The organism is Rhizobium favelukesii, assembly GCF_000577275.2.
GTDB lineage: Bacteria > Pseudomonadota > Alphaproteobacteria > Rhizobiales > Rhizobiaceae > Rhizobium > Rhizobium favelukesii.
The window spans coordinates 357,046-374,840 of record NZ_HG916855.1 but is presented as its reverse complement, the minus strand read 5'-3'; the positions used below and the strand labels follow the sequence as shown (position 1 = coordinate 374,840).

The 17,795-nt window shown below is 57.4% G+C and carries 11 protein-coding genes and 3 pseudogenes; 4 read left to right on the top strand and 10 right to left on the bottom strand.

The features are described 5' to 3' along the window. Window positions 1-109: 109 nt before the first annotated feature. The 3 genes from LPU83_RS65245 to LPU83_RS75225 form a co-directional block, all read right to left on the bottom strand. Window positions 110-1,324 carry an IS701 family transposase gene (locus tag LPU83_RS65245; protein WP_082321218.1) on the bottom strand — a complete coding sequence of 405 codons (1,215 nt, stop codon included), beginning with the start codon at window positions 1,322-1,324 and terminating at the stop codon, window positions 110-112. 427 nt (window positions 1,325-1,751) lie between these two features. Continuing rightward, window positions 1,752-1,955, bottom strand: a complete 204-nt coding sequence (locus LPU83_RS65240; RefSeq protein WP_024318617.1) for a hypothetical protein — start codon at window positions 1,953-1,955, stop codon at window positions 1,752-1,754. 313 nt (window positions 1,956-2,268) lie between these two features. Next, window positions 2,269-2,733 (bottom strand): diguanylate cyclase domain-containing protein, encoded by a 465-nt coding sequence (locus LPU83_RS75225; protein ID WP_176703653.1) that lies wholly within the window; start codon window positions 2,731-2,733, stop codon window positions 2,269-2,271. Window positions 2,734-3,079: 346 nt separating this feature from the next. On the opposite strand from LPU83_RS75225, the pseudogene LPU83_RS65230 reads away from it, so the two are divergent. After that, window positions 3,080-3,340 (top strand): annotated as a pseudogene (locus tag LPU83_RS65230) (plasmid stabilization protein); the annotation flags it as partial. Window positions 3,341-3,646: 306 nt separating this feature from the next. On the opposite strand, the pseudogene LPU83_RS65225 reads toward LPU83_RS65230, so the two are convergent. The 6 genes and pseudogenes from LPU83_RS65225 to LPU83_RS75480 all read right to left on the bottom strand — a co-directional run bounded on the left by LPU83_RS65225 (window position 3,647) and on the right by LPU83_RS75480 (window position 13,975). Further along, a pseudogene (locus tag LPU83_RS65225) lies at window positions 3,647-3,866 on the bottom strand (cold-shock protein). Between the two features lie 654 nt (window positions 3,867-4,520). Continuing rightward, window positions 4,521-6,788 (bottom strand): glycosyltransferase family 4 protein, encoded by a 2,268-nt coding sequence (locus LPU83_RS65220; protein ID WP_024318614.1) that lies wholly within the window; start codon window positions 6,786-6,788, stop codon window positions 4,521-4,523. Beyond that, complete coding sequence (locus LPU83_RS65215; protein ID WP_024318613.1) at window positions 6,785-10,024, bottom strand: glycosyltransferase; 3,240 nt, start codon at window positions 10,022-10,024, stop codon at window positions 6,785-6,787. Before LPU83_RS65215 ends, LPU83_RS65220 begins: the two co-directional genes overlap by 4 nt. Continuing rightward, the gene (gene glf / locus LPU83_RS65210) at window positions 10,021-12,366 is read right to left on the bottom strand and encodes a UDP-galactopyranose mutase (RefSeq protein WP_024318612.1); all 2,346 of its coding nucleotides are present in this window, start codon (window positions 12,364-12,366) and stop codon (window positions 10,021-10,023) included. The genes LPU83_RS65215 and glf overlap by 4 nt, the downstream gene beginning before the upstream one ends. Window positions 12,367-12,425: 59 nt before the next feature. Continuing rightward, window positions 12,426-13,598 carry a glycosyltransferase gene (locus tag LPU83_RS65205; protein ID WP_024318611.1) on the bottom strand — a complete coding sequence of 391 codons (1,173 nt, stop codon included), beginning with the start codon at window positions 13,596-13,598 and terminating at the stop codon, window positions 12,426-12,428. A 257-nt stretch (window positions 13,599-13,855) separates the two neighbouring features. Further along, complete coding sequence (locus LPU83_RS75480) at window positions 13,856-13,975, bottom strand: DUF6766 family protein (RefSeq protein ID WP_309475092.1); 120 nt, start codon at window positions 13,973-13,975, stop codon at window positions 13,856-13,858. Between the two features lie 805 nt (window positions 13,976-14,780). Between LPU83_RS75480 and LPU83_RS65200 the strand changes: the two genes are divergently transcribed. The 3 genes and pseudogenes from LPU83_RS65200 to LPU83_RS65190 all read left to right on the top strand — a co-directional run. Continuing rightward, a complete protein-coding gene (locus LPU83_RS65200) occupies window positions 14,781-15,704 on the top strand; it encodes a hypothetical protein (protein WP_024318609.1) in 924 nt (307 codons plus the stop codon). Window positions 15,705-15,726: 22 nt separating this feature from the next. Further along, complete coding sequence (locus LPU83_RS65195) at window positions 15,727-16,218, top strand: YciE/YciF ferroxidase family protein (protein WP_024318608.1); 492 nt, start codon at window positions 15,727-15,729, stop codon at window positions 16,216-16,218. A 197-nt stretch (window positions 16,219-16,415) separates the two neighbouring features. Next, window positions 16,416-17,004, top strand: a pseudogene (locus tag LPU83_RS65190) (IS6 family transposase); the annotation flags it as partial. 46 nt (window positions 17,005-17,050) lie between these two features. Here LPU83_RS65190 and LPU83_RS65185 read toward each other — a convergent pair. Continuing rightward, on the bottom strand, window positions 17,051-17,755 hold the full coding sequence (locus LPU83_RS65185) for an IS6 family transposase (protein WP_040680874.1): 705 nt from the start codon (window positions 17,753-17,755) through the stop codon (window positions 17,051-17,053). Window positions 17,756-17,795 lie beyond the last annotated feature (40 nt).

The window sequence follows — 17,795 nt, the reverse complement described above, 5'->3', positions numbered from 1 at the left end:
GCCTGATGGGCGCGTCTCCAGCATGACCATGCGATGACGTAGGCGGGGTTTATGCGACGCTGGGCGAGTCTGATGGCGATGCGCCGGACTTCCTGGATAGACCAGCGGATCAAATCCTGATGGTCGGCATCCGCGGTCTTTTTGGGGGCGTCGCGTCATTGGCGCGGTACCGGATCACCGCCATCATGGCGAAGGCAAGCATGACGAGGGAGACGTGGCGATGCCAGCCATGCCATGACCGGGTTTCATTGTGATCGAGTCCGAGCTCGTTCTTGGCGGTCTCGAAGCTGTCTTCGATCGCCCAGCGATGGCCTTCAACGGAAACGAGCGTCTGGATGTCCGTCCCGGCCAGGCACCATGTGGTGAAGAATGCGAGATCACCGTCGCTGATATTGCGCCGGATCAGGAGGCCACGGGTCCAAAGCCCTGATGTCGTCTCGTTGTATTCGTCGGCATCGAGATCGGCGAGTTCACAGTAGGCCCAGTCATGAAGCCGCGCGCCTTTGGTGCCCTCACCGGCGGAAAGACGCTGCCATGCACTTGAATCGAGATCACGGGCGATCTCCTGCGCTGTGCCGGCGACCGGAGGCTTACCCGACCAGGAGCCGAAATGGTGGTCCGATTTAACCCCAAGAACGTAGCCTTTGCAGGCTCGACGCAGGGTCCCTTCAACGTCCCCGACGCCATAGACCGCATCTGCGGCCACCCATGAAAACGGCACATCGGCTGCCAGCGCACGCCGTATCATCTCGACAGCCAGGCCTGGCTTGGTAGCGAAGGCTGTAGCCTGAGGAACATGAGCTGCTGCCAGCCTTGCCGGATCGCCGGTCCAGCTTTTGGGCAAGTACAGGGCCCGATCGATAAAGGCATGACCGCGAACGGACACATAGGCGGCGAACACACCGATCTGGCAGTTCGTTATCTTGCCAGCCGAACCTGTATATTGACGTGCAACACCGCACGATGTCTTGCCCTGCTTGAGGAAGCCCGTCTCGTCGATGACCAGGACCGCATCATCCGTGGCGAGGTTTTCTACGACATACTCTCGCACGATGTCGCGAAGTGCGTCCGCGTCCCAGCGCCCGCGCCCCAGAATGGCTTGTTGCCGCCACGGGCCGGGATCACCGGCCGCCTCAGCACGCATCCAACCTGTCTTACGCCGCTCGTCACCCAGCAAGCCGTCCAGGAAAAGGTTCGCAGAGGCTGCAACTCGCTCCTGCGTAAACAGTCTGCGCATGCGAGCCTTCACGTCGCGCAACGATGATGCCCAAAGCTCAAGCGTCGTCTCGATTGATGCACCTGTCATCCATGACCTCCGAATCATGGAGACCCATAGATTCAGACCACAGATAGATATGCAACTGTAATGCTAGGGAATGCGATGTATTTGGGGGGTGCCTATGAAGAGGCTTTGGCCGCACTTCGTCGGCTTCCCAATCCAGGCAAGTTTACTTGGGGACGGATAGTAGCTTGCCTCAATCGAGCGGGACGGTCGAAGGAGGCAGCCGATGAAGCACGACTTCTTCTTGCCGCCCATCCTGATTTCACTATCAATGAATTCTTACGGCATGGCGTAGTGGTTGAGTCCGAGGGGCAGCTTCTGCAGTTCCGAGAGGGTTTCGACCCCCTTGACCTACCCAACTAGCTGGGGCAAACGCCGTGCTATCGGCTCGATTAAGGAGGGGAGCCTTGGTTACGTGTGGGGTCCGATCCACAAATGCCAAGCTCCCGCCACGTCCTCGGAGAGAGGGTCAGTTGATCAGCAAATTCGGGCTAGTGATGAAGTGATCGTCTTCCACGTCCTCTTCGATCATCATGATCTCGATCAGGTTTGCGGAAGGAAAAACGTGTCGCCTTCCACCTGCCTGAACGACGACAAGACTGTCTTGCATCCGGATGCCGGTGGCGACGAGGTTACGCTCGTGGCCTTCGTGGAAGATCGATACGACAAACATAGTCCCTGCCAATTGAACAAACTCGACTTAGGTTTGCACACATGCGTTAGCAAATCGTCACTAAAAATTGTAGCGGAACCGCCAGTATCATGCTGTCTGGTCCAATGCGAACTCGGATGCTCGAGGCCGGAACGAGACTCCTGTTGGCTCGTTGAGGCAGTGGAACGCGCGGTATGTCAATCCCGTCAAATGGACCGGGTGCTGCGCATCCAAGCCAGAAAAGCTGGCGACCTGGCCCTGCGCTCACCCCTCGTATACGCGGGGCCATTTTTCGTAATTCGCGTGAACAGCGAGACCGCGGATACGGGGTCAATCATCCCGTAATCTCGCAAACCACCGCCGCCTTCAATCTCGAGGCCGTCTCGATCAGCACCTGGTCGCCGGCGGCATGACCTAAGCTGTCGTTGACCTCCTTGAAGCCATCGAGATCGATCGTGAGCACCAGTCGGCCCTTCTCCTTGCTCATGCGATCGAACTTCTTCTGCAGGCCGCGCCGATTGAAAAGTCCTGTTAGCACGTCGGTGTCAGCATTGGCCTCAAGTTCGGCGCGTCGCAGGTGTTCTTCAGTAAAGTCGATCACCACGCCAATTATACGGAAGGGTGTTCCCTGAGCGTCCCTAAGCAGACGCCTGTCACAACGCATCCAGCGCTCTCCTTCGGTGGTTCGAAGACGATATTCCGCTACAGACTTGTCGACCTTCCCTTCCAGAAGCGGCGTGAGGTCGGCAGCAGGATGGTCATCTTGGTGCACGTTTACCAGGTACGCCTTGAGGTCCATTCGACCTGCCTGGGGTCCGCCGATGAAACGCGCCAGCCGGTCCGACGTCTCGAAACTCTTTGTCTGCAGGTCCATGTGCCAAAAGCCGCCCCTCGGCTTGGGTCCGACTTTACTTCTGTTGCCCGGACGGCGTCACGCAGGTAGCGCACTTCTGTATCAATGCAAAACTGCTGGGGCGCTGACCAATGCCATTACCAAGGCAGCGTTGACCGATGGCACTATCAAGTGCCTCGACCTAACCGATCTCCAACGTGGGTCCGAAGGCCGCAATCACGATTTCCGGTCAGCGGAACTTTGGCGCGAAAATGCAGTTCTCCTTGCTTCATGTCAGCCAAGGAGATGTCCGATGCCGCAAGGTGACAAGTCCGCATATACCGACAAGCAGAAGCGCAAGGCCGAGCATATCGAGGAAGGCTACGAAGATCGTGGTGTTTCTGAGAAGGAAGCCGAGCGCCGTGCCTGGGCCACCGTCAACAAGGAAAGTGGCGGCGGCAAGAAATCCGGCTCGGGCCGGGACCATGCCGAGGACCATGCCTCTTCCGAAAAGGGCGGACGCAAGGGCGGCGCGGCAGCTGCATCGCGAACCAAGGAAGAGCGTTCCGTTGCGCTGACAACAACAACTAATCTGTTATGCCCACTTTGGGGGTCGCTCCAACAGCGATCCATAGGGCATAACGTCGAAGTCGGATCAGGAGGCCAACAAAAAAAGCCGGGGCGAAATCGCACCGACCTTCCTCATCATTGCCTATTTGTCCTGCCAGTACATCCATGGTCAAAAGTCTCAAGCGATGACGGCAATCGCGAGCGGCGAATTCATTCGGCGCTCCAAGCAATGCCGATGTAGGTAAGGCGACGATTGTGTTGTAACAAAGACTCGTCGACCTTCAATCCCGCTCAATGAGACTGACGATTTCTAGAGAGCCCGGAGATCTTCCGCGGCGGTCTTGCCCGACTGTCGATCGCGCGTCGCTCGTAGCTAACTTTCTGGCCGTCCTTGAGCCCCTGAAGGCCGGAGCGCTCGACCGCAAAAATACGCACGAACACATCCGGCAGCCGTCGTCCGGCTGGATGAAAGCGTAACCCTTTTTAGAGTTGAACCACTTGACAGTAGCTGTTTCGAAACCTCGTTTGATTGCGGTGCCGAGATAGCGCCGGACAAAGCTCCTAACAAGGCGTTTTGCGCACCAACTTGGCCCTGGCGCCTCTTCCGCGAAGCGGTTCGAACGCGCTACCGCCTTATCCACTCGGCGTCGTCATCATGGTGGAACCGCCGCCGTTTCCTCCGGCGGTCGGATCCCGGTCGTTGGCTGTGGCCGGTCGACTGACTCCTCCTGCCGGATTTGTTGTCGAAGGTCCCGGCGCCATGCGGCTGCGCGTTGATCGAATTTGGAGCCGTCGACGCCGTGGTTTGCGGATCCTTGTCGATGCTCTCGCCCCAGAACTCCACCGCGCCCAAGCGATCATTGCCCACACCAGGCTGCTGACGAGAACGAGGAAGACTGGTCGGCCGTAGCTTGCCCCTGCCGGGCGTCGGTCGCCGTTTCCTCCATAGTCGAAGGACTGCCCCTCCAAAGCAGCCCCGACTCGGCGCCGTCCTCTGCCGTGAGACCGTGGGGCGGGTCCTCCGCGCCTCGGGGGCTTGGGTGGCCATCTTGGCTACAAAGCTGAACTCCATGTGGACGACGAAGGCGTCGTCCTCGATTATTCGCTTAGATCCCATAGAGAGTTTTTTGACCACTCTGCCACGGCGGAGGTTGTGGCGCGAGAGACTGGAGCGAAACTTAGCTTTAGGAAAGCCCGCTCCTTCCGATAACGTCTCGCTGTATACATTCCAACGCTTCTGCCAGAGGCTGATATACGACGCGAGTTGCGTCAGAAATTTCCGCCGACAGAAGACCGTTTTGACACGGTCGATCATCATCCCATCCGGAATGGTTTAGGATTGGGTACAGGCATATGCCTTCGATCGGAACCCCGGCATCCATCGCGGCAACGACCTCGCTATAAACATACATGACCCAATCAGGGCGCCTTTGGGCTTCGATACCGGTTTCGGCAACGAATATCGGTTTGCCATATCGGGCATAGGTTTCGATCAGAATAGTTCTAAATGGTTTGTAAAGCACGTTGGTTACGTCGATCGGTGGCCCCCCGTGAATCCACTGATTGTTGTGATAGTAGTTTACCCCAACAATATCGAGATAGCGATCTGCACCGCCGATTTGAGGCCATAGCCTTCCTGCTAATAAATCCCACCCCTGGAACTGCGACTGCCGGTGTGCTTCGGCAACAAGCTTCTCCCAGGGTCGCGAAGGATCGATGATGACATTGATAACGGGATCGCAGTGTACGAAACGCGCCCGTGGATCGACAGCAAGGATGGCATCCATGGCGGCGATGGAAGCGCGCGCGAGTTGGACTTTCAATTCGAACCCGCGTCCGTTTGCAAAAGGGTTCAGGTAGCCGGCGTCACCTCCACTCCACGACAAAAACGAGATCTCGTTCACTGGGCAATAGAACGGAACGTCTCCCGTATTTTTCCGCGCCACTGCGGCGACAGCACCAGCAAAATTAGCAAACCGCGTCATAAACTCCTGCCCCCAAATATCGATATGGTCTGGCCAGCCAAAGTGCAAAAGATCCCAGATGACCTGGGTGCCCGCCTCCTTCGCCGCTTCGAGCATTGGAAGAAAGCTAGACCAATCATAGTGGCCAGATGACGGCTCTATAAGATGCCAGCGGAGGCCGTCGCGCACGGTTTCGATCCGGTGCGCTTTCAGTTGATCGTAGTCCTGTCGCGCATGCGAGTCGTGGCCCGTCGAGGCGAGGACATCGAGACGCGTCCCCGCAGTTTCGCCCTCGCCTGGACGGAGGCGGTGCGTTGAACACTCGAAACCGCCCTGAATGAAAGATTTGAATAAACCAGATGGCCCGGCTCGCGCTCGATCTTCCAGGACATCCAGAAAGAGACCTTCCCATCGCGGCACGATCGTAGCAGCGCTGTAGTCATTTTCCACTTTTGACATCAAGGCCTTGCCCAACCGGGCACGCAGATCGGCTGACATAATCAGCTTCATCATGGCCTGAGCGACAGCGCTAGGATCGTTGTAGGGCACGAAGAGACCCGAAGTCCCCTCCTCGACCTGCTGAAGTGCGCCGTTATCAGGCGTCGCGATGACGGGCAGACCTGCTGCACCTGCCTCCGCGAGAACATGCGGCATCCCCTCGTCGCGCGAGAGCCAGGTAAAAATGTCGAAGGCTGACAGAAGGTTGGGAACATCCTTCCGATCTCCGAGAAAGGAAAGCACGTCACCCAATCCCCGCTTAGCAGCGAGTGACTGCAACTCTATCGCGTACTCCGGATGGAACGCGTCGGCCCCTCCTACAATTACAAAACGCGCAGACGCAACGTCCATATGCACCATTGCCGCGGCCTCTATGAAGTCTTCGACGTTTTTTTTGGGATCAAGCCGTCCGACCCAACCCACCAGGACCGAATCCTCGGCCACGCCCAGTGACGAACGGTTTGCGGCACGCCGGGTGGCGTCAAATTCCGAGAAATCGACCATCGACGGGATTTCAAGAGCACTTGATTCACGACCGGCCATCACGGAGGCTGCGGCGTCGCGGATTGATCGACAGACGCCGACGTAGCGACTTGTGAAGTGCTTCGGCCCAGCAAGCGCCTCCGACACCAGCCCGCCATGTTCGATCAGTGGCGGGCGGAGATGGAGACGTCCAAGCGCCGGGTAAATATCGGCGACGTTCTGGCAGGAGACCACCACGTCGTAGCTTGGGATTTTCGTTGCCAGATAGGTTATCGTATCCTCAAACGACAATTCATAAGGGGTCGTATCGACATCCACGCCCAACGCCGTTAGCTGCTCGTGTGTCTGCTCGGGCATGTTCGGCTTGTGGAAACATGCCACGACGTCAATGCGATAGCGGCTTCGATCGAGATTTCGGGCAAGGAGCCGGACTTCGGTCTCTTCACCGCCAACGACCAACCATGCGAATACGAAAAGGATGCGGACTGGTTGTTTGCCGGAGCTCATTCTTGAACCTTGAAAACAATTTGCAGGAATTCCGGCCGGTTCGTAACGAGATCGGCCAAGAATTGCGGCGCATCATCAAATGGAACGACGTGCGTGATCATGTGGTCGCGGATAGCAGAGCCGTGGCTTCGCATAAGGCCCACTGTCTCTCTGGCAAGCCGACATCGGTCCCACAACGCCCCCAATCCCCGCGGCACACGATTGATTTGGGCGCACCTGATGTTTAGACCATTGTGATGAAACTCTTCGCCAAGCCGCAATCCCTGAGCTCCACCTTGGTAAAAGGCGAGATCGATGACTGTTCCCTGCGGCCGCAACGCCTTAAGCGCAGCATGCAAGCTCGTCGCCTGCGCACGCGTCTGGAACACTATATCGGCGCCGCGGTCTCTGCCGCCGTTGTGCCACCGGGCCTTCACGTGCTGCCACACTAGCTCCTCCTCCATCGCGCCGAGGCCAAGATCGTGCGCCTTGTTCTGACGGAATTCCGACGGGTCGCCGACAATGACGTTGGAAGCTCCGCACTTCTGCGCAAACAGCGCAGTCATCAGACCCACGGTTCCCGCACCGAGGACAACGACGTTTCGTCCCTCAATGCCAGCGCCGAGGTAAGGCACGCTGCTTCCGAACGCCTCTGAATCGGCGTGCAAAATTCCATTAGCCGCGATCGGTCCCATCTGAGCGACGAACACTCCAAGCATGGGATCGATATCGTTGGAAAGCGGCACCAGCACGTCATGGCATGGGTCTGCAGTGTGGCCGCTCTTGTGCGCAAACGTCGTCGCGACAATATCGCCGTTCGCGAAGCCGGCTGCCCGCGTCTCCGAGACCCGCGCCACCTCCATGTAGCCAAGAAAGGGAACTGGATAGTGAAGGTCAGCCTCGCCTTCCACAAATACACCCCTCTCCCCATCGAACCTCGAATGGAAGTAAGGGTTGGTATTTTTCATGAACGTGAGTTCGGTACCTGCTGAAAATCCGCTATACAACGTCTCCAACCGGATGTGGCCTTCGGGGGGCGGGCCCTCTTCGTATTCCAAGAAGAATGCTTTCCCCGCACGTTCTATGCCCAGCGAACGAATTCGCCGATGGCCGGGCTGCAGGCCCTGCGGCTCCTCTTTTCGGAATTGATGCCGAAGAGGAGCCATCGGCCTGCGCTCGAAGACAGGAGGGTCGAGTCTTAGGGGTTCGTCTTGTCGAGCTGAGGCTGCGACAGCCAGCGCGATCCGATGCGTTGCGAGCGCGTCCGAGTAGGCACAGCGAATGTGGTTTTCCTGCCCGCGCACGGCGTCGACAAAATCGCGATCCTCGCGCCAGACGGGATCGCCTTCGGCTTGGCGAACCGGACGTCCTGCTCCGACATCGACCATGATGTCATGATCTGTCAATTCTATCGCAAGACGATCGGCGAAGATGTTGAGCCCCACCCTATGGTTCCAGCCGAGAAGGCAGGTTGAGGAAAAGTTGGCGATGACGCCGGATTCGAAGGTCATTGTCGCGGTCGCAACCGCGGGCACATCGAGGCCCGGAAATTCTAAACGATCTTTAAAGCCGACACGACCATATACGTCGGTAACTTCGCCAATGAGGTAACGCGCCAGGTCAATGATATGAGTGGTCTGTTCGATCATCTGCCCACCTGATCGATCAATCTTCCACCACCATTGCGGTGGAGGCGTCTGGTCCAACCAGTAGCCGGAGAGAAGTTGCGCCGGGTTTTCCACCAACAACCGGCGGGCCTCCTCTACAGTATCGAGGTACCGCCAGTGATAACCCACGGCCGTTATCAATTTCGCTCGCGCAATCATGGTTGCAAGTTCTTTAGCAAGGGCCAAATCGAGGGTGATAGGCTTCTCGACAAAGAACGGGATGCCGCGTTGGATCAGCTCCCGTTCCGCATCGCCGTGCGCAAAGGGAGGTATGCAAATATAAACCGCGTCGACCGCTTCGGCGTCCAGCATGGCCTGGTGGCTGGTGAACGCTTTCGCGCCAAAGCGCGATGCCGCGTCGCTTGCGCGACCTAAGTCAGGATCCGCAAAGGCGACGAGCGCCACATCGTCAAACCCGGCAAGGATGTCGAGATGGCGGTGCGCGATTCCTCCGCAGCCGATGAAGCCAATCCGTGTCTTGTCCATGAAAGGCTGTCCTCTTTTGACTTCTGTTTTGGCGGGGAGAAACCGTTGATAGATGGCAACCGTTTCGGTGGCCATCCGATCCGCTGAAAAGGCGCTGTGAAATCGATTCATGCCAGACTGACCTATTGACCTGGCGCGAATGGGATCAGAGAGCGCGTCGATCAAAACCTCAGCTAGGGAGGAGGAATTTCCTGGCTCAGCCAAGAATGGGTGATCTTCGCCAAGCGCTTCGATGGTCCCCCCAATTCGGGTTGCGACGACCGTTAGACCTACAGACATCGCTTCGAGCACCGCCAACGGCAGGCCCTCAAAGCGCGAGGGCAGGACAAAGAGGTCGGCATTCATCATGATGTTGGGAACGTCGTTTCGGTGTCCGAGAAACTGGACATGATCGCGCAGTAACAGTTCGTCGACCAGATCGTGGACAGCGTTCATTTCCTCGCCCTCCCCCACGAGAAGAAGCAAGGCGCTGGGATGGGCTGCAACCACTGTTGGCATTGCCCTTACGAGGGCAGCGTGATCCTTCTGTTTCGAAAACCGCGCCACCGTAAGAAGGGTTGGTCGGGATTGATACGGGCGTTCGCCCATGCCGTGTGCGTCGCTTTCCCCCCGATCCCACGCATAGATCCCGTTGCGGACAACCGTCAGCCGGGCCGGATCCACACCATTTCTTTCAAAACTCTTGCGAGAGGCCTCGGAGACCACGATATGATGGGTAACTGTCAAAATCGCCCTATGATATTGCGCGATCTGCTCAGCATCTGTCAGCACATATGGCAAATGCTCCGTTCGTATGACGGGAATTCCGCAATCGCCCCCTACACGGGCAATCCCGTGTCCCTCCCACCCGATGCCGGCATGGATGTGAAGCAGCGATGCCCCCGACGAACGCAGCCATTCTTCAAATGTCGCCAGGTCATCGGCGCTCTTGATCCCCAAGCCCCAGCGTACGGCGCGGGTCAGCAACGCGGAGTTCTGCGGAGCCGCTAGCGTGACTTTGTACTGTGTTCCAAGCGCCTGTCCGAGCGTAAGCATGTGCTCGCCCATCCCGGACGGCTCGCGGCTGTCGGTGGCGATAACGATGTGCTGCAAGTGACTGGTCATTTCACGCTCGCAGCAATGGTGCTCGCGTGCGCCTTTGACATCTTCCGGTATGTCGCCAGAGCCTGGCCCACCACCTGATCCATATTATAGTACTTGTATGTCGCCAGCCGACCGACAAATGTCACGTCGCTAGAACGTCGCGCAACAGCTTCATATTGCTTGTACAGTGCCTGATTGTCCGGTCGAGGGATGGGATAGTAGGGTTCCCCTTCTCCACCGGCGAACTCATAGGAAATGGTTGTCTTCGGATGGATCTGGCCAGTCAGATGCTTGTATTCGGTGATCCTCGTATACGGCACTGTCTCCGAGGGATAGTTGATCACGCCGACTGGTAGCAGGCGTCTGGCATCATGTGTTTCGTGTCGGAACTCAAGGCTACGGTATGGAAGACGACCGAAGCGATAATCAAAATATTCGTCGATCGGTCCTGTGAAAATCGTATGTGCCTCGGGATGGTCCCTTCGGATGTCCGCGAATTCCGTGCCGAGCGATACGGTGATGTACTCGTGGTCCAACATTTTCTCGAACATCCTAGTGTAGCCATGCAGCGGCATAGCCTGGTAGGTGTCGAGGAAATATCGGTCGTCATCGCTAACGCGTGCCGGGACACGCGAGGTTACCGATCTGTCAAGCTGACTCGGATCGAGACCCCATTGCTTGCGGGTATATCCTTGGAAAAACGCGCGGTAGAGATCGCCACCGACCTGGGAGACAACCGCATCCTTCGCTGTTTCGATCGGATCGCAAGGCTCTGCACGAGCGGCCAAAAATAAGGCGGCCTCTGCTTCGTCCTTCAGATTGAGACCGTAGAACCCATTGAGGGTCGTTCGGTTGATGGGAACTGGCAGTCGATGATCGCCGATGTCGGCGAGCACACGGTGTTGGTACGGCCTCCAATCGGTAAATTGTGACAAGTAGTCGAAAATTTCCTGACTGTTGGTATGAAAAATATGCGGTCCATATCGATGAACGAGGATGCCGTCTTCATTGTGAAAATCGTACGCGTTGCCGCCGATATGCGGACGCCTATCACACAAAAGCACATGCCTCCCATCGGCCGCCAATCTTTCTGCCAGCACCGAGCCCGCAAAGCCTGCACCGACGATCAGGTAGTCAAAGGATGACCTCGACCTGGCGCTTGTCGGTGGAGATGGGAATTGTGTGAGAGAATGTGTGAATGCGGACCGACGGATGATGGCTTCCTCAACCAGCACACTCATCGCGTGAAACGTGTCGTCCCACGACGAAGCGGCGAGAAGGGTATCAACTGATCTCAGCCAGGCGCCGTCGGATTCTTTTAAGACAAGCGCATCGTCGCACGCTGTGGCAAACTGCTCGGCATCCCGCGCAAGAGCAACACCGGAAACGCCCCCGTATTGACGCACGACGTCGGCGATAGGCGTCGATACGATTGGTCGACCGGCAGCAAGATACTCGGGCGTCTTGGTGGGGCTTATGAACCGTGTTGCGTCGTCGAGAGCAAATGGCATCAGTGCCCCGCTCCAGCCCGACACATACGCTGGCAGTTCGCCATATGCTTTTCGGCCCAGGTAATGGATGTTCTCCGCTTTGGGGAGGTCGTCGGGTGAAATCTTGACGATTGGCCCGATAAACACAAAAGAGAGGTTCGGTCTAGCGTTGGCTACACAGCTTATGAGGCCGAGGTCGAGGCGCTCGTCGATGACGCCATAATATCCGAACTTTGGAGCGCTGATGGACCTTTGATCGGCCGGCTCCTCGAGGTTTCCACGAGCAGCGTGGAAATGGTCTACATCGACGCCAGATGGGAAAGGATGAATATTGTCATGCAGATGCCGCTTGGCCTCATACAGGCTGTGGCCGCCGGTGAAGGCCACATCGGCGCGTTTAAGGAGTGCAGCCTCGGCGTCCTTGAGAGTTGGCGGCGCAAATTTGAAGTTGGCCAACTCGTCCATGCAATCGTAAATGACCGCCGCCGCATCGATGTGACGAGCGAGCCCATACATGAGCGGAGTATAGAACCATAGGATCGGGCGGGCCACGCCGTAGATCGACAATAGTTCATCCAACAGGTTTCTTAGTTCACGCTCCCTCTCGTCCTGACCTAACCAGTGAGGGATTCGTGGACGTATGGCTTTCACCGCCGTCCCCTCAAATGGATGGATCTCCAGATAGGCTAAATGGTGATCTGTGGGGATGAACTCTTCGAAATAGAAGACCTGTCTATCTCGCGCGAAACGCTCCATCAAATGCTGGGGACGCTGCAGCACAAAATCCCAGCGCAAATGGGAAAAACATATGATCGGCGCCTTGCGTTGTTCGGCTGTACGGAACCCTTGGGTGAGTGAGCTGGAAAGATTCATTTGCGGATCCGCGGTTTATGGAAGCCTTCCAACCTCCACTCCGGCGGTTTGTTCCGCAGTCATTTCTGCCCCGCACGCGAATCCATGATTTCGCAAAGCTTGCGGACTGAATGTGGCCACGTCCAATTATCAAGGACAACCTGGCGCGGCGAATAATTTGAGAGGTTTTCAAGCATGCTCGAAATGGCATGGTGAAAATGATCCGCTGCTACAGTCTCCCCTGTTCGCGGAGTAATATACTGAAGTCCACACACGAGAGCGCTATTGGCGAGAACCGGCAGGCCAGCCAGCATGTATTCGGTTAAGATTGCCGGGGCGCCGTCGTTGATGCCGCAAACCACGCCGATCTTTGCCTGGTTCATTAGACTATTAACCTCTGCATATGGCACGCCTGGCGGACCAACAAAGTCGACGTCAATCCCCAAGGCTTGCACTTGTGTGCGCAGCATATTCCCGAGTTCCCCATAGCCGCAAACGCAAAGTGCCCTCATGCCATGCGGAAGTTTAGCCAGGGCATCGAAAAGGATATCGTGGCGCTTGTAAGTTTGAGCGGCGGCTACATAGATAACGTCATATCGCCGTGGGCCATCGAGTGGATAGAACATGCTCTGAGACGCAAATTCCGGTCCGATCGGAAGGACCGCCGTCTTCATTTCCGGATGTCGCCGGTTCACCTCCTGCGACTGCCACAAGGCGCCGGTCAGCACCAGATCGAAATGTTGGCTAATTGATCGGGGAACTCGCCACGTAGGGGCATCGATAGAATTGTAGATTTTATAGCTGCTCTTGCATGCAACAAGTATGTCTTCTGAAACGCCAAGCCCCCACACGCAGAGAATATCGGGAGCACCAAACGTAAGGATGTGGGCCAGCATATCATTCGACGCGAATGGCGCCTCTGGGCCGTTCATTGCAAATGAACGGCGAACAAGAAACGGATTAGTCGTCAAATCCTCGGGGGGCGGGCGGTCGCCGCGCCAATGCGTCCAAACTTCGACGCTGTCGACTATACCCATCTTCAAGCAAGCAAGGGGCAGGCGTTCAATGTAACTGCCCTCCACCACTAGATCATGGATTGGCTGTTCGACAGTAAAGGGGGGACTTCCCCGCGCTCCACTGGCCCACTGGGCTCGCAACTCCTCGATAGCGAGCGGCGAGGGAGGCCCGGACCAGCCGGCTTGATAGTCACTGATAACGACAAGACGCTTTTTGCCTAAATATTGCCTGTTCAATACCCTCCACTCCGTCCACCCCTGATGCCGACCATTACGTTCGCAAACCAGCGGTTCGTTCTAGTCGCCGATGAGAAACCCACCGGTCCAATGCACCACACAGTCCGTGCCGTATCGAAAGTCCAGCTTCTCTCGCGGTGGCAATGAAAGCGGCTCGTACCACCAGAACGGCGGCAGAGGGAAACTCACTGCGAAGCCGCGTTGAAGAGGAAGGCGGTCAAAACCACGTAGGCGGACATGTGCAGGAATTCGCTCTCTCAGTTCTCGAACAACGCCGATAGGAAGCTGCCCGACCCCGTGTAGTCGAGCAATGTCAGTTGCGGGAAGCCGTGTTCCGCCAGATCCTGATTGAAGCTCTGCCATCCGCTGTGCAGCATGCCGACGATCGTGACAATGTAGCTGCGATGAGAACAATAGTCAGTCCTTTCTCGCGGAGAAATCGCAGTCCTTCGTTCAGTACGGCAGTAGGATCAGTGTTCGATGCGGCGCCGCGCTCACTTCAGATTAACTTGCATGGCCGACGAACGTTCCCCGCCTGAATGGTTTTCGTGCGGTCGCGATTCCGCGCACCCGCGGTCAGATTCCGACCGGCAGCCATTGCCTCGCGAGTGGTTCCGCCATGCCTCATCCTCTCCTCCATCAAAAGAGGGTTTCGATACCTGCATGCATTAGAGATAGCTCCCCTCCAAGGGGGTGACGAGCCGAACCTGCGAGCTACGTCAGCGCGTCACAATCGGCGAGAAAACTATGACCGCCCGGTACCAGGATGACGACGCACGCTTCATCCTGGTTGGATTGGAATTCGAGGGATTTCAAATTTCCAGATTGATGACAAAAATCCGAGATTTCGCGGCCGCCTACATCGAACGTATATCCGCGGAATTGAGGGCGGTCGACCTCCTCCGAGCTACCCTGTGGCGGAGTCGAGCGCCTGGACGGCAGCATGCCTCTCACTGTCTTCCTCCGGATTCCATTTGCGGACATACGTGTTCCCCAGCGTCACCATTGAATCCCTCGCGATCACGAGGCTTCAGACATTCGACACGTCCTTTGCATCCTGCTCGGCATCGATGGCGCTCAAGTTGACCGCTGGCAAAGCGAAAATACTCCTTGGAACATTCGGATGAAGCGGGAGTTGGGACGCATTCACAGAACCGCGAAAAAGCTCTGGAGGCTTGTACAATGTCCCAACCATCCATCTCCCGCCTGCCGGGCGATACTCCGTATGCGGTCAACCCGGTGGACCCGCGCATTACGGCCACTCTCAATAAGATATCATGGGGTGCGGTGTTTGCCGGCGTCGTGATTGCCCTCGCCGCACAGTTCCTGCTCAATCTTCTCGGCGTCGGAATTGGTGCTGCGGTCCTCGATCCCGCCACATCGGACAATCCTACAGCCGCTAGTTTCTCCATCATCGGTGGCCTCTGGTTCGTCGTTTCCGGCATCGTCGCCTCGTTTATCGGCGCATATGCTGCCAGCCGGCTGTCAGGCCGTCCGAGCAAGTCCACAGGCGGTTTCCACGGCATCACCTCGTGGGCCGTCACCACGCTGGTCATTCTGTACCTCCTGACGACCTCGGTCGGCGCACTCGTCGGCGGCGCGTTCAGCGGCCTTTCGAGCGTGGTCGGCGGCGTCGGCAAGACTGCAGCAACCGCAGCGACCACCGCGGCGCCGTCGATTGCCGCGGCAGCCGATCCGATGGCCGATATCGAACGGCAAATCCGCGGGGCCAGCGGTGGCTCCGACCCGCAAGCCCTGCAAACGGCGGCGGTGACGGCGATGAAAGCGGTAGCAACGGGCGACCAGAGCCAGGTCGAGGACGCCAAGGCACGGGCCGCCGACGCTCTAGCGAAAGCTCAGAATACTCCTGTCGACCAGGCCCGTGCGAAAGTCGATGAATACGAGGCCAACTACAGGGCATCGATCGATCAGGCAAAGCAACAGGCTTTGGAGGCGGCACAGACCACGACGGAGGTCGTTTCCAGCGGCGCTCTGCTCGGATTCTTCGCGCTCGTTCTCGGCCTGATTGCAGCATGGTTCGGCGGTGTAGCTGGCACGAAGCCTGGCCCAATCCTTGAAGAATATACACGCGACGGAAACCAATAATCTCAACACGAGGAACACGAACATGGCAGAACCTAAAAACCTCAGTGATCTCCTTTATGAGACCCTCATGGATATCTACTTCGCGGAAAAGCAGATACTGACCGCCCTGCCCAAGATGGCGGAAGCCGCACAATCACCTGATCTCAAGGAGGCATTCGAAACACATCGCGGTCAGACCGAAGATCACGTAACGCGCCTCGAACGGGCCTTCGAACTGATGGGCAAGCCAGCGCAGCCGAAGACCTGTAATGCCATCCTCGGCATCATCGAGGAAGGCAAGGAAGTCATGGAGGCGTTCAAGGGCACGGCAGCCCTCGATCCGGGCCTGCTCGCCGCTGCGCAGGCTGTGGAACATTATGAGATCAGCCGCTACGGAACGATGGTAACCTGGGCGGAGACGCTCGGTTTAGATGACGTAGCTGACCTCCTCGCGGAGACTCTTGACGAAGAGGAAACGACAGACGAACTGCTTACCGAGATCGCTAAAGCGACCGTGAACGCGCGGGCCGCCTGAATCCGGGCACCTCGCGAGCGAGACGTGTGAACATACGAGGTACGTCGGGTTGGTCGTCCTAGCGGCCAACCTGCACGTGGCGACCTAGTTCTAGTTCAACCCCTGAGAGGCTCATCTTGTGCGCGCCCGACGGCGCAGGATTATCATCGGCACCGTAACGTTAACCGTGCATCGATGAAAATGTGGGATCTGGTGGGATGACCAGATTTAGCCGTGATCCTCTTTATCGGCGCCACCGATTTCCAGCGGAGGTGATTGCCCATGCCGTTTGGCTCTATTTCCGGTTTCCGCTCAGCCTACGGATGGTCGAGGATATGCTCGCAGCTGGTGGCGTCATCGTCTCTCACCAGACGGTGCGACGCTGGGCTGAGAAGTTCGGCAGACGCTTTGCCAATGATATCCGGAAACGATCAGCCGGCAGGCGCCGGTGACAAATGGCATCTCGATGAGGTTGTCGTCGCCATCGGTGGAAAGAAACACTGGCTTTGGCGCGCCGTTGATCAAGACGGCTTTGTTCTCGACGTGCTGGTGCAAAGTCGCCGCAGTGCCAAGACTGCAAAACGTTTGATGCGAAAGCTTCTGAAAGGGCAAGGCCGTTCGCCGCGTGTGATGATCACCGACAAGCTCCGGTCCTATGGCGCAGCAAAACGCGATATCATGCCCGGCGTCGAACACCGCTCGCACAAAGGCCTGAACAATCGGGCGGAAAACTCTCATCAGCCGATCCGACGACGGGAGAGGATCATGAAGCGCTTCAAGTCAGCGCGACAGCTTCAGCGTTTGGTGATGTCAGGTTAACTTCCTCAGGAACACTTTCCGTTAGGCGGGAGGCTCAGGCAGCGGTGCCCGTGACTGCTCTCCAATGCGCGATCGCTCTGATGCGGTGCAGGTGGACGGCGATGGCGGAGTGTTTGGAGCGTGGCGGGACGAAGAGATTTCGGACCGCCGAAAAGACGCTCGTGAAGCGTTGCAGTGCGCCTGGCGAGCGAAACCGTTGCATTATTCGTTCTCGTTTTCGCAGGGGTAGATGGGAGTTTTCGGCGCGATTGTTCAGCCCTTTGTGCGATCGATGCTCGACCGTGGGCATGATCTGCCGCAGTGCCGCGCCGTAGAAACGAAGCTTGTCCGTGACGATGCGCTTCGGTAAGCATCCCTGCTTCTTCATCAGCCGGGTCAGCAGGCGCCTGGCAGCCTTGGTGTTGCGGCGGGCCTGAACAATCTCGTCGAGAACATAGCCGTCCCGATCGACGGCCCGCCAGAGCCAATGCGTTTTGCCACCGATCGTGATGACGACTTCGTCCAAATGCCACACGTCATTTGGGCTCGGTGCTTTGCGCCGCAAGAGGCCGGCATAGTCACGGCCGAACTTCTTCGCCCAACACCGGATCGTCTCATAGGAAACGACGATGCCGCGCTCCAGCAGCATCTCTTCCACTAGGCGAAGGCTCAGCGGAAATCGGAAGTACAGCCAGACCGCCCGAGCGATCACAGCGGACGGGAAACGATGACGCTTGTAGCTGACAGTCGACTCAATCATGACTACCAACTACCGCCTACAACTTCATCATCGGTTAACC